Source organism: Chitinophaga sp. W3I9, assembly GCF_050434025.1.
Lineage (GTDB): Bacteria > Bacteroidota > Bacteroidia > Chitinophagales > Chitinophagaceae > Chitinophaga.
Map to the genome: position 1 here is coordinate 2,136,511 of NZ_JBNPWC010000001.1, position 21,613 is coordinate 2,158,123.

The following is a 21,613-nucleotide window of genomic DNA, read 5'->3' on the forward strand; positions in this document are numbered from 1 at the left end:
GGTGTTATTGAGATATAGGTTGCTGATATTGATAGTTGAACACTTTGAGTATTTTGCCATCGCTGTCTTTAATTCTTATTAATCTGCCCAGCCCGTCATACTCATAGAAAGTGGTCTTTCCTGTAGGATCAGTTTCACTTGTTATGCCTATCTGTGGAAGATAGGTATAATAAGTAATGAGCGCTGCAGGGAACTGAAGCCTCAGAGCTGCCAGATGATCCCGCAGCTGCTGGTCACTCGCAGGATTATTCAACAGGCTTTGATTGATATACGGTTTAATTGTATTATAATCCACTCCGGTGATCTTTGCCAAAGGATAGGTTGACTTGTAACCCCATAAGTACGTTTCAGCTGCATCATTGCTTTTATGAAGTCCCTGAACATTGCCGAGCGAGTCGTAAACATCGAAGTAAGCCTGAGCTTTATAGGCGGGGTGCATGACAGGCGTACCATTGGATGCAAAAGATGATTCCTGCAAATTGGTCGCTGGTTCTGCGGTCTCAATATTATATACAATTTCAGGTTTGAAAAACCTGCTGTTATATTTCTTATAACTGGTATAGGTGCCGCCAAGTAATTTAGTATCTGCTCCATTCTGAATAAAGGTTTGTGATTCCAGTACGGGACTGATCAGATGTACACTTTTCATTTGATTTGCAAAAGATGGAGTAGTAGTTGCCGGATAATCACCAGGGCGTTTGAACTTTTGTACCATTTGCCGGCCATCACTTTGATCAATATCTATCCTGGTTGGAGACCTATGTGTATTATTGTCATAATAATATTTTTTAGTAGTGATCAACTGGCGTGTTCCATCAAACAATGTTTCCTTTTCAGTAACTGGTACGGTCCAGCTGGAAATATTGTCGTAATATTTCATCTTATAATAATAAACTGGTGACTCAGCAGCAATAACATTCCATATTTTAATGCCCTTTAGAATGTCATTTTCCTTTACCTGATAGGTGTAATCATTTCTTTTCACCGGTTGCCCGTTAGCGTTGTATACAATTACGGAATCGGGTTTGCCATTTAATGGATCGCCAACAGTAGGAGTGCTTGGGAACAAGGTTACCGCATCTTCATTGTTGTGGTAGTAATAAGTAGTTTTCCCATTTTCTCCGTTTTCGCCATCTAGCTCGGTGACTTTCGTATATCCCAATACGCCGGATTTTGATGACAGTCCGGGAACAAGCCCGGGTTGTGCAAGAACTGCGTTAAAATCAGCCACTAAATTACAACTGGATACATTTCCAATACCAATATAATACTCGGTGCCGCCCACTTGGTAATGACAGGCATATAACGGAGGTGTCATCAAAACACCGGACGATTTCCCGTCGTCACCTTTATAGGTGTAGCGCTTTACCCGCTTGGTGCCCATGCCATCATCATCTGTTATTCTCATGATCCTGATGCCGGCACCTTTACGGTTATCAAGTGGGATGGGTTCCTTTTCTTCCCAGGAAACAGACATAAAAAATGACCACCCGGAAGTAGAGAGCAGGTGTATTTTATAATTGCCGCTGTCTACGTTCCTGTTCGTAAAAACAGGGCTCGGATTGGGTTGGTTATAATTGGCGGATGTACATCCGCTTATAATTTCCAAACTATTATCAGGTCTGATTCTCCAGAAGTTGGAGTATCCAAGGCTGACAATGTCACTTACATTAGGATTTACTTTCTGATAGCTGCATTGAATAGTAATAGGTATTTGATGATATGGTTCGCCTAATGGCGGAGGGATATGAAAAGTTACGTCTGTAATGTCTCCTTGAGGATTTATGTCAGGATTGGCACGGACAGTGGCAGAATTGGAAATAGTTCTATACGCCTGCTCACCATGGAGATTAGAATAATCGTTTAGCTCATATTCAAATTTGGTGGTGCCTCCTGTGGGGTATTTTATATTGGACAATACCCCGTTCATTGGATACATATGCAAGGTGTCGGCACTTCTGTCCGCGCCATAAAAAGAAGATGGAGCGTTGATAAACACACTGGTCGGAAGAAATGTGGAATTATTAATTCCGTTATAATATCCCCAGTGGTCTACGGCTTTACTGTATTTGTCTGGTAGCAATCCAAGGTCATAATAACTAAATACATAAGGAGGCTTTTTTTCTCCGGCGCCACCTGATTCAACGATAGAATCAAGCTTTAGCCGCCCTTGTATCGATGATCCGTTAAAATAGTTGTAGTAAAACGACCACGCTTTTAACTTTGTACCTATAGCATTCTTTACGATAATGCTATCCAGTTTCGATGGTACTATTTGTTCAGGATAACGGTCAGCCAGATATTCAATGTCCATCCGCTGCGAGTATTTCATTTCTACTGAGCCATTGATATAATTAATCCGTTTTAAATACACATCTCGCAATTCCTGGCGGCTTGCGTCATAAGAATGTTGCTCACTCTGAAACTGTGTGTAAATTTCAGGAGAACAACCGCTTGAACCAGGGGTTATTCCTCCCAGCTTCTGTAGAGTTTCACTCTGCTGCACAAGGCTCAGGCTTTTGCCGAGTATATATTCAAACGTAATTTTTCCACCAGTAGGCGCTACAATGGAATCGATATACCACGCTGTTACGGGAAATGAGCTAATGCTCATGTTGAGGCCATTTATTCCGTTGAAAGAAGTCAGCTCAACCGGAGAAGATCTGCTATAATCTTGTGTATGCTCAGGAGTGCCCAGATAAAATTTATACCCCTTCGCATCGGTTGCCTCCCAATGCCCGCTAATATATACAAGATCCATATTGTTCTTATCATCATAAAAAACAATGGAACCGGCATTTCTTTTTCCTAAAACAAATTTTCCCGAATAACCGGCAAAATTATAACTGAAAACGTCAGGTTCAGCATCTGCCTGATTCAGATAAACATCATCAAAATATACTCTGTCGAGGTTTTCGCGGGCGGGATCATACGCATAATCGTTGCCGGTAGTATTTGGTGGTAAAGCGGCATAATTATAATATCCATGCCCGGAAAAATCATCTCCCTGTCGTACCACCCGGGTAATGGCGCCTCCGGCATTTAAAGACCATCCCAATCCTACCAGAGAAGCATCCTGGGCTACCTTTGTTCCGCTGGCATCATACTGTAGTCCAATGTCCAGCGATTGGTCGGCAGTACTGATGTTGTACATTGGAATGGAAATGTTAGGAGTGCCTTTGTACAAACTTACTGGTGTATTACCATATTTCCCCAGTGATGCCGACGTAGGCGATGGAGGAATTACCTTTGCACCCCGGTACAGGGAATCCTGGGCATTCACAATAGTTCCAACACAAAGGAATAAAACAAAAAAGGTCAGGAAAGAACGTAACTTATAGGGATACATATAAAAAATCAGTTAACAAATAAAAGGGTAGGGTATAATTCCTTCACCAATATAATATTATAATTTCTTCCTCTTGTATTTTTTTGGGACAAAGGATCTTCTAAAAACGATTAAACCACCCTCATCCCACGCCCGCATTGTTTTTTTTCTTTACTTTGTCCATAGAAGCAGCTAATCACTTTTCACTTTATGTTCCACGCAAACGAAATAAAGGAATGGCAGCGTCGTATCAGCTCATACGACGACGAAGTGGCGTACAGGGAACTGTTCCTGCGCTTCTATAAGCCGCTGCTGAAGTTTGCCACCTCTTTTGTAAAGTCTGCCGAAACAGCCGAAGAAGTAGTATCCGATGTGTTTATCAGCCTGTGGGAGCGCCGCCAGCAGCTGGAAAACGTGAATAACCTGCAGGTATATCTCTATGTAAGCGTAAAGAACACCTCGCTGAAATACCTGCTCAAACAAAAGAAGCAGTCTGCTATCACCATTGATGAATTATCTGTAGAGCTGGCAAGCCCGCACCAGAACCCGGAGCAAATGCTGCTGACGGCAGAGATGCTCTCACGCATTGAGGCCGCCATTGAAGGACTGCCGCCCCGTTGCAAGATCATTTTTAAGCTGATCCGTGAAGATGGCCTGAAATATAAAGAAATAGCGGAAATCCTGAATGTATCCGTTAAAACCATTGATAACCAGCTGGCTGTTGCCCTCGCTAAAATAGCCAGGGTATTGAATGTGCAGCTGAAGAAATCCTCCCGCTGATACCCCGCCCGGAAAATATTTTTGTTTCCTTTAGTAGATATTGATTTCAAATGGTACCTAAATACAGAGTAGCTATCGAAACGTTATGAATAATAAGCGCGTATGGGAATTGATTGGCAGGAAACTGGCCGGAGAAGCATCTGCAGAAGAACTGCAGGAACTGGAAGGTTTATTGCGTGCCTACCCTGATCTTCACTTTCCCGTGGAAGCCATTACAGATATCTGGAAAACCACGCCTGATCCGGCCGACAGGGCAGAAGGAGAGGACGCGCATACCCGTCTTATTGGCCGTATGCAGGAGAAGGGGATAGCTATTGGTTTATCTGCAGAAGAACAGCAGTCTGCCATTTTCCAGCTGGAAACCCGGACAAGAAGTCCATGGCTGCGTTACCTGGCTGCCGCTGCAGTTGCCGGCATCCTCATTGCAGCAGCCACCTGGTGGTGGCCTGCGGGAAAAGCGGTACATGCACCGGCCATCAGCGAAGTATCCACCCGCAACGGTTCCCGCACTTCTATACAATTGCCCGATGGCTCACATGTATGGCTCAACGCCGGCAGTAAACTTACCTACAGCAAAGATTTTGGCAACAGCAACCGCGAAGTAAACCTTAGCGGCGAAGCTTTTTTTGATATCGCTAAAAACGCAGATTATCCTTTTATTATCCATACTGCCCGCATGGATGTGAGAGTATTGGGTACCCGGTTTAACCTGAAGGCTTACCCGGGAGATAAAATGACAGAAGCCACACTGCTGCAGGGCAGCATTGAAGCTTCCCTCGCCAGCCGTCCCGGTGAACGGATCATCCTGAAACCCACAGAGAAAATCCTGGTATCAGATGACTCTTTACACACGGTAAAAACCAATGATCCGGTGATGGCGGTAAAGCATCTTACTTACTATGCTGAAAAAGAAGATGCCATTGTAGAAACTTCCTGGATGGAAAATAAACTCGTATTCCGTGATGAGTCATTTGCATCGCTGGCCGCCCGCATGGAACGCTGGTATGGGGTAACTATTCAGTTTGCAGATAAAAAGAAAGAAGAGCTGCGGTTCACGGGCGTGTTTGCACAGGAAAATATTCAACAGGCGTTGCAGGCATTACAAATGACTGCCGCATTTAATTATACCATCCACGGTACTGAAATTATTATTAACCAGTAATATTTCCGTTATGAAAAAAGGAAACAGATTTAATTCGTCTTGAGCTGCTGGTAACTAAAAAGGGAAATGCGCCAACATTTCCCCCTGAAGCATAACAGGAAGCTTCGCCAATCGTGAAAAACAGCTGGCTTCCATTTTATTACCTCTAGATCTAAAAGTATGAAAAAATCGCTAACAACTGCGAAGCGACCTTCCCATGCCTTCAAAAAAGTCTTATTAATTATGAATTGGACCGCCGTACTGCTGCTGGCAGGTGTGCTCCAGGTATCTGCCAATGCGAAGGGGCAGGGAACGATAACCCTCCGGCTCAAAGAAACGGAGATCGCCAAGGTACTCAGTAGTATTGAGAAACAAGGCGAATACCGGTTTCTCTATAACAACGCATTGAAGGATATCAGGAAGAAAGTGGATGTGGATGTGACCAACACACGTCTGGCTGATCTCATGAGCGAAATACTCAACGATACCGGCCTGAAATATAAAGTGATAGAGAACAACCTGGTGGTCATCATGGCTAACACAGGGGAGTTGCAGGATATCAAAATTACCGGTAAAGTAACCAGTAAAGATGGCAATACACCGGTGCCCGGCGCTACTATCAGCATCAAGGGAACCTCCCGCGGAACCGTTACAGGGCCGGATGGCACATATACGCTTACGGTGCCGGAAAACGCTACGCTCCTGGTGTCTTTTATCGGCTTCACCAGCCAGGAAATACCGGTCAACAGCCGCTCTGTGATCAACGTAACCCTGGTAGAATCGGTGAGTATGGTGGAACAGGTGGTAGTAGTGGGTTATGGTGTGCAACGCAAGGTAGATGTTACCGGCGCTATCAGCCAGATCAAAGGAGAAGAAATCAATAAACAGCCTATCAATAACGCAGTAAGCGCCCTTCAGGGAAAAGTGCCCGGCGTAACCATTACCAATATGGGTAAACCCGGCGCAGCACCGGAAATCAAGATCCGCGGTACAGGTACCATCTATGGCAGCGCCAATCCATTGTATGTGGTAGACGGTGTGTGGTATGATGATATCAACTTCCTCAACCCTGCCGATATCGAAAATATGAGTATCCTGAAAGATGCTTCCAGCGAAGCTATTTACGGGATACGCGCAGCAAACGGCGTGGTGCTCGTCACCACTAAAAAAGGAAAATCCGGAAAACCAGTCGTGAATTATAACGGCTATGTGGGCTATCAGAAAGTAACCAACGAGGTGAAAATGGCGGATGCCAGCCAGTATGCCACCCTGGTAAATGAACTGCAGGAACGTAATGATAAAGCCCCGTTGTTCGATGATCCTTCCCAGTTTGGAAGAGGCACCGACTGGTACCATCAAACCCTGCGGAATGCAATGGTAACCAATCACCAGTTGTCCGTAAGCGGTGGCTCAGAAAAATCTACCTATAATTTCTCTATAGGTTATCTGCACCAGCAAGGTTTGGTAAATACAAACGACTTTACCCGCTACACCGCCCGGTTACAAAACGATTTCCAGGTATTTGAACCACTGAAGGTTGGTTATACCGTTACTGCATCTGCCAATAAATCAAATGACGTTCCCGATCTTATCTGGCGCCAGTTGTACAGTGCAGGCCCTGTAGTACCCGTGCATTACGCCGACGGTACTTATGGCGATCCGAACGATTATAACCTCGGTGAAGGCGCGAACTTCAACCCACAGGCAACCCTCGACTTTTTCAACCAGTTCACCAAAAAACAAACCGTTACAGGTAGCGTATACGCCGACCTGCGGTTTGCCAAACACTTTTCTTTTCATACCAGCATCGGCGGCGAATATGGCGAAAACCTGATGCGCAACTATGTACCTGTATTTACAGCTACCATTGCACAACGCGCCACCAACAGTAAACTCACCCGCGAAAATACTGATACCCGTAACTGGATTGTGGAAAATACACTGACCTATCAGAATAAATTCAAAGACCACGATCTGAGAGTATTGCTGGGCCAGGGTGCACAGCGTTATCAAACTTATAAGCTCACTGCTACCGCACCTAATGTGCCGAATAACAGTGAAGGAGATATGTACCTGAAATTGGGCAGCACCGCCGGCAGGGAAATAACAGATGAAGGAGATATCTACACTGTATCCTCCTACTTCGGACGGATCAACTATTCCTTTAAAAACAGGTACCTCCTCAATGCCTCGCTGCGTGCCGACGGCGCCTCCCGGTTCTACGGTAATCAACGCTGGGGCTATTTCCCTTCTGTAGGGGTGGGCTGGATCATCAGCGAGGAAAGCTTTATGAAGCAACAACATTTCTTCGATAACCTGAAACTGCGTGGTAGCTGGGGCCAGATAGGCAATGCCTCCGTTTCTTCCAATATTTCTATATTGAGAGTAGCCCAGGACCCTTATCTCACTGCCGTCTTTGGTGGTAATGTATACACCGGCGCAAGCATCAACTCCGTGGTACCGCCTACTACCTATTGGGAAAAAGGCGTAGGTACGGATGTAGGACTGGAAGCCAGCATGCTTAATAACCGCTTGTACCTGGAAGCCGGTTTCTATAACCGGAAAACAATGCAGGCCATTTTTGATGTAAATATTCCGGGTTCTGTGGGTACCAACTCTGGTACTATCATCGCCAACCAGGCCGATCTTCAGAACCGCGGAATTGAAATCGCAATAAGCTGGAAAAGCCAGATAAAGAAAGACTTTACCTACTCCGTTGGCGGTAACCTCGGTTATAACGAAAATAAAGTATTAAGCGTGGTATCCGGGAAGAACCCTATTTATGGCGGCGGTGGTGGCCTCACCAGCGGCGCACTGAGTACCCGTACTATGCTCGGCAGGCCCATAGGTGAGTTTATTGGTTATATAGTAGATGGGATTTTCCAGACAGATGCGGAGGTGTTAACCTCTGCACAAAAAAAAGCAAGAGCAGGCGACTTTAAGTACAGGGACGTAAGCGGACCTAAAGGCGTGCCCGACGGCGTTATTGATGCGAACGACCGCGTGCCACTGGGGAACCCTAATCCCCGCTTCAGCTATGGCATTAATACATCTTTCACCTGGAAACAATTTGATCTTGCCCTCGATTTCCAGGGTGTTGCAGGTGTAGATGTTTACAATGTAAACCTCGGTGCGCGTTTTGGTAATGAAAATTTCACGAAAGATTTTTATGATAAACGCTGGCATGGACAAGGTACTTCCAATACCTATCCCTCTGCTTTCATCGGCGGTCGCGATAACTACCTGCCTAACTCTTTCTTCGTGGAAAACGGCAGCTACTTCAGGATCAGGAACATTCAGCTGGGATATAATTTCCCCGCTGCTATGACAGAAAAATGGGGCATGAAAAACCTGCGCGTATTTGCAAACGCACAGAATGCTTTCAACTTCTTCCAATACCGGGGATTTACACCGGAAATTGGTGGTAAGCCCAGGGAAGCTGGTATCGATAACAACGTATACCCACTCTACGCAACCTACAATTTTGGTGTAAATGTTACTTTCTGATAATAAAGCAGACTTGTTATGAAACGAAATACTCAACTTAATATACAACGTTTAGCCGGTGGCGTTATATTGCCGGCATTACTGGCCATCGCAGGCTGCGGAAAATCATTTCTGGATGTACCGCCGCAGGGACAACAACCCAGCGAGCAGTTCTGGAAAAATGAAGCAGATGCTACCAAAGCAGTAAATGCTATTTATGCAAACCTCCGCGAATGGAAACAGGTGGGATTTGCCGCCGTAGCTATAGAAAGCCTGGGCTCCGATGACGCCGAAAAAGGAAGTAACGCTTCTGATGCCAGCTTCCTCAATAAATACGACGATTTTTCAGTGACCGCTACAGAAGGACAAATCCTTGATTTCTGGAAATCACAATACCAGGAAATTAATTTCTGTAACCAGGTACTGGATAATATTCCTGCCATCAGCATGGACGACGCACTGAAAAACCGCTACCTCGCAGAAGCAAAATTCGTACGTGCGTATGCGTACTTCCGGCTGGTACGCGCCTTTGGCGATGTGCCCCTGCGCCTGAAAATACCGGTTGATGCCAGTGAATATAATTTACCAAGAACACCCAAGGCAGAAGTATGGGCGGCTATTGAAAAAGACCTGACGGAAGCCGCATCGGTATTGCCACCGGCATATCCTGCCTCCGAGGCAGGACGTGCCACCAAAGGCGCTGCACTGGCCCTGCATGCAAAGGTAGCCATGTACCTCAAAAAATGGCCGGATGTGCTCAATTATACCAACCAGGTAATGGGACTGGGTTATACCCTGTATCCTAACTATGAGCAACTGTTCCGCATCGCCAATGAAAATTCGAAAGAATCCGTTTTTGAAATCCAGTGTCAGCTGATCCTGAACAGTAAAGACGCCTCTAACTCCCAGTACTCACAAATACAGGGCGTAAAAGGTGTTGTAGGCGGCGGATGGGGCTTCAACGTACCTACGCAAAGCCTCGTAAGCGAGTATGAACCCGGTGATCCGCGGAGAGATGCCACCATCATTTTCAGAGGGGAAACCACACCGCAGGGGGATCTCATTCCACCTACCGGCGATAACCCAATGTTCAACCAGAAAGCGTATGTGCCTTTCCGTTTGTTTGTAACCGGCTACAATGAAGGCGCCGATCAGAACTTTCGTGCAATCCGCTACGCGGAAGTGCTGCTGATGAATGCAGAAGCAGCTAATGAGCAAGGCAATACCGCCCTGGCACTCAGCTCGCTGAACGCAGTAAGGGCCCGTGCCCGCGGCGGCAATACCGCCATTCTTCCGGATGTAACCACTACCGATAAAGTAGCATTGCGCAATGCAATCTGGCATGAGAGAAGAGTAGAACTGGCAATGGAAAACGATCGCTACTTCGATGTGATCCGCCAGGGAAGAGGCGCTGCCCTGTTTAGCGCCAAAGGCTTTGTGGCCGGGAAAAATGAGGTATGGCCTGTTCCGCAGAATGAAATTGATATCAGCGCAGGAACACTGACACAAAATCCGGGTTACTAATCTCTAATAAAACTATTATGAACTTCAGATATCAATCATACGCACTGCTGGCAGCCATCACGCTGTTCACGTCGTCCTGCTATAAAAAGTTTGATGCCGACAGCTATAAACCGGCATTGTCTATCGGTGGTTATACCAGTGCCTCTGAAATTGCGCCGGGCAACCTGGTGGCCCACTGGGGGTTCAACGACAACCTCACCGACAGCGTCTCTAAAACAAACTGCGACAACAACGGTACCTCTTTCACAACAGGCATCAAAGGCCGCGCCCTTAAAGGCGCAGAAAAAGCATACGCGCTGTTCACACCGGGAACTGCTATCACCGGTCTCAAAGCATTTACGATCACGCTATGGGTAAACAACCCGCAGAATACCAAAGGTATTGTAGGACTGCTGAGCCTCAGCAATACCAAAAGCTTCTGGGGCAACATCGATATCTTTTTTGAAAATGGCAGTACCGATACGAAGGCGGTGCTGAAAATGCACGTAGCCAGCGCGCAGGGCGAAGCATGGCTGGGCAACTATGATGTGCAGAATGTATGGGACAGGTGGACCAACCTCGCCCTGTCATATAACGGTGTGGATTCTTTTAAGGTATATGTAAACGGATTAAGGATCGCCACACACGTGATGAGCGGGGCAGGCCCGATCCAGTTCCTCAATCCCGGCAAAATGGTATTTGGTACTTCACAGTTCCAGACCGTTCCCAGTCTCACTTCTGAAGCCACCGCACAGGACTGGGCCAGCTATCTCACCGGCGGCCTCGATGAAGTAAGGATCTATAATAAAGCATTGGAAGAAGCGGATATCAGCGCCCTCGTTAAACTGGAAGGGCGGGGTAAATAGTTTTTTATGAAATGGATAGCTTGTTTATTATTGATAATAACAGCAGGTTGCAGTAAGGGCGGGGGCGACAATACGTCGCCTCCGCCCGTTACGCCGCCCTCCTTCAGCTTTCAGGCCCTGAGCGTGGATAGCGTGTCTGCGGGATTTTCCTATTATGGTACCGGCACACAACCCGCCATCAGGATTTCTTTTTCAGACGCCGTATTGCGCAGTGCTGTGGCCGCCGCCTGTTCTTTCACCAGTAAAAGCGGTGGCAACGTGCCATACAATGTAGCGTGGAAGCATGGCGACAGTACCCTTGTGCTGAAACCGTTGGCGCCATTGTCTAACCTCACCGCCTATACGGTTAGCGTAGGCGCAGGTTTATTGTCGGTGAAAAATGCGAAGCTCCAATCGGCCGTTTCATTGTCGCTGGTAACCGCTATAGATACCACCGATAAATTCCCGCGTATCTCCGATGATGCACTGCTCACACTGGTACAACAGCAAACGTTTAAATACTTCTGGGACTTTGGTCACCCGGTTAGCGGCCTCGCACGCGAAAGAAACACCAGTGGTGAAACCGTTACCTCCGGCGGCTCCGGCTTCGGTATCATGGCCATCATCACCGGGATAGAACGCGGCTTTATTACCCGCAGCGAAGGACTGGCACGCATGCAGAAAATAACCACTTTCCTGGGCACAAAGGCAGCACGCTTTCACGGCGCTTTCCCGCATTGGCTCAATGGCAGCACCGGCGCAGCTATTCCTTTCAGTACAAAGGATAATGGCGCCGACCTGGTGGAAACAGCTTATCTCATCCAGGGACTCCTAACCGCACGCCAATACTTTAAAAATGTGGATGTAACGGAAACGCAGCTACGAAGCGATATCAATGCCATTTGTAATGCAGTGGAATGGAACTGGTTCCGGAAAGATAATGCAAACGTGCTGTACTGGCACTGGAGCAACGAGTATAAATGGGAGATGAACCTGCCGGTAAAAGGATGGAATGAATGTCTTATTACCTATATTCTCGCGGCCTCCGCACAAACGCCGGTACCAAAAGCTACTTACGACAGCGGCTGGGCAAATAACGGCGCCATGCGCAACAACAATCTTTACTATAATATCAAACTGCCGCTGGGTCCTGCTATGGGCGGCCCACTGTTTTTCTCGCATTACTCGTTCCTGGGCATCAATCCCAAAGGATTGAAAGATACTTATGCGGATTATGAAGAACAGGTGGTGAATCATACCCGCATTAACTACGCCTATTGTGTTGCCAACCCGGAAAAGAATTATGGCTACGGCGCCAGTTGCTGGGGGCTTACCGCCAGTGATATCCCCAACGGCTATACGGCCAGTTCACCCACCAATGATGTGGGTGTAATTGCACCCACTGCTGCGTTGTCGTCTTTCCCGTATACGCCGCAGGAATCCATGCAGGCGCTGAAATTCTTTTATTACAAACTGGGCGATAAGATCTGGAAAGAATACGGCTTTACAGACGCTTTCTCCCTTCAGCACATTTGGTTTGCCAACTCATTCCTGGCCATCGATCAGGGGCCGGTAATAGTGATGATAGAAAATTACCGCAGCGGATTGTTGTGGAACCTGTTCATGAGCTGCCCGGAAATAAAAACGGGTATGCATAACCTCGGCTTTACCAGCCCACATCTCTAAAAAAGAAAAAGAATGAAGTATATACTGTTTATTGGCTGTTTGTTTTTCCTGCTGCAGCCGGCAATGGCACAAAAGAAGATCAAAGTTAACCGGCAAAAAATGTCGGACGAACAATTATTGGAACTGGTACAAAAACAAACGTTCCGCTACTTCTGGGATTTTGGTCACCCGGTGTCAGGTATGGCGCGCGAACGCAGCAACAAATCCTTTGACTATGGCGATGAAGTGGTTACCACCGGTGGCACCGGCTTCGGCGTAATGGCGATCATTGTAGCTGCTGAACGTAAATGGATCACCCGCGAAGCTGCCGCACAACGGCTGCTGAAAATAGTGAACTTCCTCCGGAAGGCAGACAGCTACCATGGTGTTTTTCCACACTGGCTGAATGGTAACACAGGCAAAACGATTCCCTTCAGCCGTAAAGATGATGGCGGCGACCTGGTGGAAACATCCTTCCTGTTCCAGGGACTCCTTTGCGCCCGCCAGTATTTCAGCAACGACAATCCAACGGAAACGGAGCTACGAAATAAGATCAGCTGGACCTGGAATGAAACAGAATGGAACTGGTATACGCAGGGCGGACGCAATGTACTGTACTGGCACTGGAGCCCCAACAACGGCTGGAGCATGAACCACGAAATCAAAGGATGGAACGAATGTCTTATCACATATGTACTGGCTGCTTCATCTCCCAGCTATGCCATCAACCCGGAAGTATATCACCAGGGCTGGATGAATAATATTTATTTCAGGAACGACCGTACCTTTTATGGGATCAAACTCCCGCTGGGATTTGATTACGGCGGACCGTTATTTTTCTCGCACTATTCTTTCCTGGGCTTAAACCCACACGGCTTAAAAGACCGTTACGCCGATTACTGGGAACAAAACCTGCATCATACGCTTATCAACCGCGAACACTGTGTTCGTAATCCAAAAGGATTTAAAGGCTATGGCGCCAATTGCTGGGGACTCACCGCCAGCGACACCTACGACGGATATAATGCACATTCGCCGGAAAACGACCTGGGTACGATCACACCCACGGCGGCATTATCGGCGTTCCCATACACGCCTGAATATTCTATGCAGGCGTTGAAACATTTTTACTACGACCTGGGCGATAAAATCTGGACGGAGTATGGCTTTACTGACGCTTTCAACGAAACAAAGCAATGGTATGCATCCTCGCACCTGGCCATTGACCAGGGACCCATTGTTGTAATGATAGAAAACTACCGCACCGGGTTGTTGTGGAAGTTGTTCATGAGTTGCCCGGAGATTAAGCAGGGACTAAAGAAACTTGATTTTGAAACAACGGAAAAATAGTGATGATGAAAAGATGGATATATGCACTGGTGATCCTGTTCATATGCATGGATACAACTGCGCAAACTACCTATTGTAACCCGGTGAATATCGACTACGGCTATTGTCCTATTCCCAACTTCACCACCTGGGGGAAACACCGTGCTACCGCCGATCCGGTAATTGTAAATTACAAAGGCGACTACTACCTGTTTTCCACCAATCAGTGGGGATATTGGTGGAGCCCGGACCTGCTCAACTGGCATTTTGTGGAAAGGAAATTCCTGAAGCCGTATCATCATGTGTACGATGAACTGTGTGCGCCCGCAGCATGGGTAATGGGCGATACGTTGCTCGTATTCGGATCTACCTATACCAGCGACTTCCCCATCTGGATGAGCACTAATCCCAAAGGAAATGAATGGAAAGAAGCGATCGACTCGCTGCAGATAGGCGGTTGGGATCCTGCGTTTTTTGCAGATGACGATGGCCGTTTGTATATGTACAACGGCAGCAGCAACCGGTACCCGTTGTATGGCGTGGAAATGAATCGCAGCACCCTGCAACCGAAAGGCACGAGGAAAGAAATGTACCTGCTGGAGCCCGACCGCTATGGCTGGCAACGGTTTGGCGAAAACCTGGATAATACTTTCCTGGACCCCTTCATTGAAGGCGCGTGGATGACAAAGCACCACGGGAAATATTACCTGCAATACGGCGCTCCGGGAACAGAATTCAGCGGCTATGCCGATGGAGTAGTGGTAGGTGATCATCCGCTGGGGCCTTTTACGCCGCAGTCAGACCCCGTTTCGTATAAGCCCGGAGGTTATGCCCGTGGTGCGGGTCATGGCGCTACGTTCCAGGATAATAAAGGATTTTGGTGGCATGTGTCTACCATGGTAATTGCGGTAAAAAACAGCTTCGAGCGCCGTATCGGCTACTGGCCCGCCGGATTCGATAAAGAAGACGTGATGTTTTGTAATACCTCTTTCGGCGACTACCCGCATTATATTTCAAGGGGCGCTGATACCACCGCTTTTGATAACGCCGGGTTTACCGGTTGGATGCTGCTGAACTATAACAAACCAGTTGCCGTATCTTCCACATATGGTGGCTATGTGCCCAACAACGCCGTAGATGAAAGCATAAAAACGTATTGGAGCGCCGCCACCGGCAACAAGGGCGAATGGATACAAACAGACCTTGGGAAAGTAAGCCGCGTAAATGCAGTACAGGTAAACTATGCCGATCAGGATGCTCCCTTTCTGGGTAAGCAAACAGCTATATATCACCAGTATATACTTTGGTTTTCGGAAGATGGAAAACACTGGAAGATGCTGGCGGATAAAAGCAGGCAACGCAAAGATGTGCCGCACGATTATATTGAGTTAGCAAAGCCGGTGCAGGCGCGTTATATCAAAATGGAGAACATCCATATGCCCGGCGGAAAATTTGCACTCAGTGGGCTAAGGGTATTTGGCAACGGCAACGGCGCAGTGCCCGATACGGTGAAAGACCTGCTGGTGCTTCGCACGGAGAAGGATAAACGAAGTGCATGGATTAAGTGGTCGCCGGTAGATAATGCATACGCATACAATATTTATACCGGCACCTCACCGGATAAATTATACAGCTGCATCATGGTGCATAACAACAATGATTACTACTTCAAAGGCATGGACAAAGATCTCCCCTATTATTTTTGTATAGAAGCCATTAATGAAAACGGCGTATCTGCCAGAACAAAGGTGATAAAAGAAGATTAAAACAAACAGTATGAAAGATATACATACCCTTTTTAAAAGTACGCTGGTGGCGCTGATACTGTTGGTTGCCGGCCAGGTACAGGCGCAAACAACCAGCGCGAAAATGAATACTTTCGTGAGTGCGCTGATGGGAAAAATGACGCTGGAAGAAAAGATCGGGCAGTTGAATTTGCTTACACCCGGCGGTGGCGTAGCTACCGGCTCAGTGGTAAGCAGTGATGTGGAGACAAAGATCAGCAAAGGAAATGTAGGCGGTTTGTTTGGTGTAATTGGTGTGGAAAAGATCCGGCAGGCGCAGGAGCTGGCCGTTACTAAAAGCAGGCTTAAAATTCCGTTGATTTTTGGATCCGATGTAATCCACGGCTACAAAACCACTTTTCCTATTCCACTGGGATTATCCTGCAGCTGGGATTTGCCGCTGATTGAACACAGTGCGCGGCTGGCGGCAACAGAAGCCAGTGCCGATGGTCTTTGCTGGGTGTATTCCCCAATGGTGGACATTGCCCGCGACCCGCGATGGGGCCGCGTAGCAGAGGGCTCGGGGGAAGATACGTACCTGGGTTCAAAAATCGCCGCCGCCATGGTGCGTGGATACCAGGGTAACCGCCTCGGCGATAAAAACAGTGTGATGGCATGTGTAAAACATTTCGCCTTATATGGCGCGGCTGAAGCAGGCAGGGATTACAATACCACTGATATGAGCCGCATCAAAATGTATGAATATTACCTGCCACCGTATAAAGCGGCCATAGATGCCGGCGCCGGCAGCGTCATGACTTCCTTCAACGAAATTGATGGCATCCCGGCTACGGCCAATAAATGGCTGCTGACAGACCTGCTCCGCAAACAATGGGGCTTTAAAGGCTTTGTGGTAACGGATTATACCGCTATCAATGAAATGATGGCCCATGGCCTGGGCAACCTGCAAACGGTATCGGCGCTGGCATTAAAAGCGGGTGTGGATATGGACATGGTAGGCGAAGGTTTTGTGACCACCCTACAGCAATCACTGAAAGAGCGTAAAGTAACACTGAACGACATCAATGATGCCTGCCGCCGGGTGCTGGAAGCAAAATATAAACTCGGCCTGTTTGAAGATCCCTACCGCTACTGCAATACCGCTTCCGCTGCCAAAGAAGTGCTGAGCGCAGATAAAAGGCAGGCTGCTAGGGAGCTGGGCGCCCGTTCCTGCGTATTACTGAAAAATGACCGGCAAACATTGCCGCTGAAAAAATCAGGCATCATCGCGCTGATAGGACCGTTGGCCAATAACAAAAGCAATATGCTCGGCACCTGGGCCGTAAGTGGCGACGCGCAATTATCAGTGCCTGTGCTCGACGGCATGAAACAGGTAGCCGGCAGCAGCGTGAATATCCTCTATGCCAAAGGCGCTAACATCAGCGATGATACCAGCTTTGCCAAAAAAGTAAATGTATTTGGCGAAAGAATAAACATCGATACCCGCACACCGGAGCAGTTACTCACAGAGGCAATTACCACAGCCGCCAAGGCAGATGTGGTAGTGGCCGTGGTGGGAGAGGCATCTGAAATGAGCGGCGAAGCCGCCAGCAGATCGGATATAGGCATCCCGGAAAGTCAGCGTAAACTGCTGACCGCACTGGCACAAACCGGCAAACCACTGGTAGTAGTGGTAATGAGCGGACGGCCATTAACCCTTACCACCGAAAATGAACAGGCTACTTCCTTACTGGAAGTATGGTTCCAGGGCCACGAAGCCGGCAACGCCATCGCGGATGTACTCTTCGGGAATTATAATCCTTCCGGAAAACTCACCATGAGCTTCCCCCGGAACGTAGGCCAGATCCCTATCTACTACAATTATAAAAATACCGGCCGGCCGCAACCGGAAGGCCCCACCCAGAAATTTCATTCCAACTACCTCGATGTGCCCAATGACCCGCTGTTTCCATTCGGATACGGGCTCAGTTACACCACTTTTAAATACGAAGGACTTACACTGAGCACCAATAAAATAAATGGCAGTCAGACCATCGATGTAGCGTTTAAACTCACCAACACCGGCGCTTATGCCGGCGAGGAAATAGTACAGTTGTACCTGAGAGACCGGGAAGCTTCCGTTACCCGGCCCGTGAAAGAACTGAAAGATTTTCAGAAGATAAAGCTGCAGCCGGGAGAAAGCAAAACCATTCACTTCACCATCAACAGGGAAAAGCTGTCGTTTTTCAACAGCCAGCTGCAATGGATAGCCGAACCGGGTACATTCGACCTCATGATTGGCGCCTCTTCCGCCGATATCAGGCTGAAAAATACGGTTGAATTATTGTAAAGCCGCATATCTTTATTACTGGTTAAAAGAAGCAAGGTCGCCCGGAAGGACGGCCTTTTGCTTTTGGGATGCTGAAAGCTTATATTTGAGAACTGACCATTAGCGCTAATTATATGGAACCTATCACTGCGATACAACTAAAAAGTATTCCTGCTCTCAAAGAAGTGCCGCTGGAACAACTGCAGTGGCTGATATCCCAGTCGGAGGAAAAGCTGGTGCCGGAAGGCGAACTGATGTTTAAAGCCGGTGACCCGGTGGTGGCCACCATCATTGTGATTTCAGGAAAGATACGCATCTCCGCCACCATCAACGGGCATTACCGGGAAATAGTGGAACTGAACGACGATAACATTACCGGGTGGCTGCCTTTTTCCCGTGTGAAAAACGCCATGGGGAATGGCCTGTGCCTGAAAGATACCCGGTTGCTGATTTGCCCGTCGGAAAAGATTAAAGCACATATTGAACAACATTACGAACTGACGGAAGCACTGGTGCATATCATGACGAGCCGCGTGCGGGAAACCACTTCCTCGCAGCAGCAGAACGAAAAAATGATGGCGCTGGGAAAATTATCCGCGGGCCTGGCCCATGAACTGAATAACCCGGTAGCCGCCATTTGCAGAAGCTCGGATAAACTGTTTGAGAATATCAGCCATATTCCCGCCATATTTAAAGAGATGGCAGCGCTGTGTTTATCACAGGAGCAGGCCACCGCTATTGTTGATAACCTCCAGCAATGGTGGAGCAACAAGCCGGTGAAAGCACCTACGGTGCTGGAATTGTCTGATAAAACGACTGCTATCGAGGACTGGATGGACAGCAAAAACATCTCCCGGATAGAAATAGCAGAAATACTGGCGGAATACGGGGTAGAAACCACTACACTGGAAGATTTCAGCCGGCTGTTTGATCCCGCGCACCTGGATGTGATCTTCAACTGGATACATGGTGCATTGGAAGCCAACAGGATGGTAGGCGACCTGCAGATCTCTTCAAAAAGAATATTTGACCTGGTAAGCGCCGTGAAAAGATATACGTACATGGACCAGGAGCCGGATAAACAATTTATTGATATCCATAGCGGTATCCACAACACGCTGGCCATGCTGGATTACCGGTTCAGAAAAGGAAACGTGGAGCTGGTAGAAAATTATGATGCCTCACTGCCAAAAATAAAAGCGCTGCCCGGAGAGCTGAACCAGGTATGGACCAACCTCGTGGATAATGCGCTGGATGCCATGGAACCTGCTAAAAAAGGACGGCTGGAAATAGCCACCACAAAGGACCGCCAGTGTGTGCATATCACCATTACCGATAACGGCCCGGGCATACCGGAAGAAATACAATCACGTATATTTGAACCTTTTTTTACCACCAAAGATTTGGGAAAAGGGACAGGACTGGGACTGGATGTAGTATCGCAAATTGTGCAGCGTCATCGCGGATCAGTGAAACAAACTTCTGTACCCGGTAAAACCATTTTTACCATTTCATTTCCCATAGAGAATAATTAATGTAGAAGATATGAGTCTGCCCATAATATTTGTTATAGATGATGATAGACAGGTGCTGAACGCCATCACGCAGGACCTGAAATCGTATTACCGGAAATCGTACCGCATTTTAAGCACCCTTTCCGCCAATGAAGCGCTGCAAAGCCTGGTGGAACTGAAAAACCGGAATGATACCGTGGCCATTTTTATTTCCGATCAGCGGATGCCGGAAATGGAAGGTGTTGATTTTCTGCAGCAGGCAATGGAAATATTTCCTGCCGCCAAACGTGTGTTACTCACCGCTTATTCAGATACTAACGCCGCCATAAAAGCCATCAATGAATTGCGGCTGGATTACTATCTCCAAAAGCCCTGGGACCCGCCGGAAGAAAAGCTGTATCCCGTTATCAATGATCTGCTCGACGACTGGCAAACCAATTACCGCCCGGAGTTCCAGGGGATTAAAGTAGTGGGTTATCCTTTTTCGTCAGATGCCTACCGCATGAAGGAATTTTTGGCCAGCAACCTGATTCCCTATCATTCCGTTGATGCTAACAGCGACGAAGGAAAATTGCTGTTGCAGCTGAATAACCTGGATACATCCGCTTTACCTGTTGTAATACTGGAGCATGGAGAAGTGATGACGGCTCCTGCGATCATTGATATTGCAGCGAAAATCGGACTGAATCCTACCTTAAAAAATGAGATCTATGATGTAGTGATCATCGGCGCCGGTCCGGCAGGATTGGCCGCCTCTGTATACGGCGCTTCTGAAGGATTAAAAACCCTGCTGATAGAACGTCATGCGCCCGGCGGACAGGCAGGCACCAGCTCCCGTATTGAAAACTACCTGGGCTTTCCTTCGGGATTGAGCGGGGCAGAACTCACACGGCGCGCGATTACGCAAGCCACCAGGTTTGGTACGGAGTTTTTATCGCCACAGTCGGTGAAAGAAATCAAACTCAAAGCAGATTATAAAATTGTTTGCCTGGAAAATGGTACGGAAATAAATGCACGCGCCGTTGTGATCACCACCGGGGTGGATTACCGCAAGCTGGATACCGTTGGCATAGAAAAGTTCACCGGGGCAGGCATCTATTACGGCGCTGCTACCACGGAAGCCGCCTCGTGCCGCGACCGGAGCGTGTACATCCTGGGAGGTGGTAACTCCGCCGGCCAGGCAGCGGTGTACCTGTCAAAGTTCGCAAAGGAGGTATTCATTCTTATCCGGAAAGAAAATCTGAATGCAACTATGTCGTCCTACCTGATAGACCAGATCCGGGATATTCCCAATATCAGCATTCTAAACAACAGTGAAATAGTAGAGGCTTCGGGCACCGACCGGCTGGAAAAGCTGAAGATAGAAAACCTGCAAACACAGGAAGTAAAAGAAGTGCCTGCGGATGCGTTATATATTTTTATCGGCGCAAGGCCCTACACCGATTGGCTGGGAGATCTCATCATCAAAGATGAAAAAGGCTATGTGCAAACCGGCAGGGAAATGAAATCATTTGATTATTTTGGTAAGCTCTGGAAACTCAACCGCGAACCGTATCTGCTGGAAACCAGCTGTCCTGGTATCTTTGCAGCCGGCGACGTACGGTCCGGCGCTATGAGCCGCGTGGCCTCCGCAGTAGGGGAGGGCTCCATGAGTATTAGCCTGGTGCATAAGTACCTGGCAGAAGTTTAAAATATTTTTTATGGCTTTATGTTCACACCTTGAAGCAATAACCGAAGTAAAGGTTAGTGCCGAGCATGTTTGCGAAGAATGCATCAAACAACATGGCAAATGGCTGCACCTGCGTACCTGTCAAACCTGCGGTGTTACGCTTTGCTGCGATGATTCACCGTCAAAGCACATGACGCAACATTATCATCAAACGGACCATCCCGTGATATCGTCCGCGGAGCCGGGCGAGCAGTGGTTATGGTGTTATAAAGACGGAACGTTTGCAGAATATTAAATAAA

Annotated in this window: 13 protein-coding genes; 12 read left to right on the forward strand and 1 reads right to left on the reverse strand. The window is 47.7% G+C overall.

Annotated features, from left to right (window positions below):
* Positions 1-4 precede the first annotated feature (4 nt).
* Positions 5-3,349 carry an RHS repeat domain-containing protein gene (locus QFZ51_RS09085; RefSeq protein WP_429045235.1) on the reverse strand — a complete coding sequence of 1,115 codons (3,345 nt, stop codon included), beginning with the start codon at positions 3,347-3,349 and terminating at the stop codon, positions 5-7.
* 189 nt (positions 3,350-3,538) lie between these two features.
* Between QFZ51_RS09085 and QFZ51_RS09090 the strand changes: the two genes are divergently transcribed.
* The 12 genes from QFZ51_RS09090 (at position 3,539) to QFZ51_RS09145 (ending at position 21,608) form a co-directional block, all read left to right on the forward strand.
* Positions 3,539-4,108: an RNA polymerase sigma-70 factor gene (locus QFZ51_RS09090; protein WP_370909602.1), complete on the forward strand. Its 570-nt coding sequence runs from the start codon at positions 3,539-3,541 to the stop codon at positions 4,106-4,108.
* 85 nt (positions 4,109-4,193) lie between these two features.
* Entirely contained in the window at positions 4,194-5,270 is a 1,077-nt protein-coding gene (locus tag QFZ51_RS09095; protein WP_429045237.1) for a FecR family protein, read from the forward strand.
* Between the two features lie 222 nt (positions 5,271-5,492).
* On the forward strand, positions 5,493-8,756 hold the full coding sequence (locus QFZ51_RS09100) for a TonB-dependent receptor (protein ID WP_429045239.1): 3,264 nt from the start codon (positions 5,493-5,495) through the stop codon (positions 8,754-8,756).
* A gap of 18 nt (positions 8,757-8,774) precedes the next feature.
* Positions 8,775-10,259 (forward strand): RagB/SusD family nutrient uptake outer membrane protein, encoded by a 1,485-nt coding sequence (locus tag QFZ51_RS09105; RefSeq protein WP_429045241.1) that lies wholly within the window; start codon positions 8,775-8,777, stop codon positions 10,257-10,259.
* Between the two features lie 17 nt (positions 10,260-10,276).
* Complete coding sequence (locus QFZ51_RS09110) at positions 10,277-11,104, forward strand: LamG-like jellyroll fold domain-containing protein (protein WP_429045243.1); 828 nt, start codon at positions 10,277-10,279, stop codon at positions 11,102-11,104.
* A gap of 6 nt (positions 11,105-11,110) precedes the next feature.
* Positions 11,111-12,769 carry a glucoamylase family protein gene (locus QFZ51_RS09115; RefSeq protein ID WP_429045245.1) on the forward strand — a complete coding sequence of 553 codons (1,659 nt, stop codon included), beginning with the start codon at positions 11,111-11,113 and terminating at the stop codon, positions 12,767-12,769.
* A gap of 12 nt (positions 12,770-12,781) precedes the next feature.
* Complete coding sequence (locus QFZ51_RS09120) at positions 12,782-14,098, forward strand: glucoamylase family protein (protein WP_429045247.1); 1,317 nt, start codon at positions 12,782-12,784, stop codon at positions 14,096-14,098.
* Between the two features lie 5 nt (positions 14,099-14,103).
* A complete protein-coding gene (locus QFZ51_RS09125) occupies positions 14,104-15,843 on the forward strand; it encodes a family 43 glycosylhydrolase (RefSeq protein ID WP_429045249.1) in 1,740 nt (579 codons plus the stop codon).
* Positions 15,844-15,853: 10 nt separating this feature from the next.
* Positions 15,854-18,151: a beta-glucosidase BglX gene (gene bglX / locus QFZ51_RS09130; RefSeq protein ID WP_429045250.1), complete on the forward strand. Its 2,298-nt coding sequence runs from the start codon at positions 15,854-15,856 to the stop codon at positions 18,149-18,151.
* Positions 18,152-18,264: 113 nt separating this feature from the next.
* Positions 18,265-19,665: an ATP-binding protein gene (locus QFZ51_RS09135; RefSeq protein ID WP_429045252.1), complete on the forward strand. Its 1,401-nt coding sequence runs from the start codon at positions 18,265-18,267 to the stop codon at positions 19,663-19,665.
* A 10-nt stretch (positions 19,666-19,675) separates the two neighbouring features.
* Entirely contained in the window at positions 19,676-21,334 is a 1,659-nt protein-coding gene (locus tag QFZ51_RS09140; protein WP_429045254.1) for an FAD-dependent oxidoreductase, read from the forward strand.
* A 10-nt stretch (positions 21,335-21,344) separates the two neighbouring features.
* Positions 21,345-21,608 carry a UBP-type zinc finger domain-containing protein gene (locus QFZ51_RS09145; protein ID WP_429045255.1) on the forward strand — a complete coding sequence of 88 codons (264 nt, stop codon included), beginning with the start codon at positions 21,345-21,347 and terminating at the stop codon, positions 21,606-21,608.
* Positions 21,609-21,613 lie beyond the last annotated feature (5 nt).

Coding starts and splice junctions, on each gene's coding strand:
- QFZ51_RS09085 (WP_429045235.1), bottom strand. CDS start 3,349: ATGTATCCCTATAAGTTACGTTCTTTCCTGACCTTTTTTGTTTTATTC.
- QFZ51_RS09090 (WP_370909602.1), top strand. CDS start 3,539: ATGTTCCACGCAAACGAAATAAAGGAATGGCAGCGTCGTATCAGCTCA.
- QFZ51_RS09095 (WP_429045237.1), top strand. CDS start 4,194: ATGAATAATAAGCGCGTATGGGAATTGATTGGCAGGAAACTGGCCGGA.
- QFZ51_RS09100 (WP_429045239.1), top strand. CDS start 5,493: ATGAATTGGACCGCCGTACTGCTGCTGGCAGGTGTGCTCCAGGTATCT.
- QFZ51_RS09105 (WP_429045241.1), top strand. CDS start 8,775: ATGAAACGAAATACTCAACTTAATATACAACGTTTAGCCGGTGGCGTT.
- QFZ51_RS09110 (WP_429045243.1), top strand. CDS start 10,277: ATGAACTTCAGATATCAATCATACGCACTGCTGGCAGCCATCACGCTG.
- QFZ51_RS09115 (WP_429045245.1), top strand. CDS start 11,111: ATGAAATGGATAGCTTGTTTATTATTGATAATAACAGCAGGTTGCAGT.
- QFZ51_RS09120 (WP_429045247.1), top strand. CDS start 12,782: ATGAAGTATATACTGTTTATTGGCTGTTTGTTTTTCCTGCTGCAGCCG.
- QFZ51_RS09125 (WP_429045249.1), top strand. CDS start 14,104: ATGAAAAGATGGATATATGCACTGGTGATCCTGTTCATATGCATGGAT.
- bglX (WP_429045250.1), top strand. CDS start 15,854: ATGAAAGATATACATACCCTTTTTAAAAGTACGCTGGTGGCGCTGATA.
- QFZ51_RS09135 (WP_429045252.1), top strand. CDS start 18,265: ATGGAACCTATCACTGCGATACAACTAAAAAGTATTCCTGCTCTCAAA.
- QFZ51_RS09140 (WP_429045254.1), top strand. CDS start 19,676: ATGAGTCTGCCCATAATATTTGTTATAGATGATGATAGACAGGTGCTG.
- QFZ51_RS09145 (WP_429045255.1), top strand. CDS start 21,345: ATGGCTTTATGTTCACACCTTGAAGCAATAACCGAAGTAAAGGTTAGT.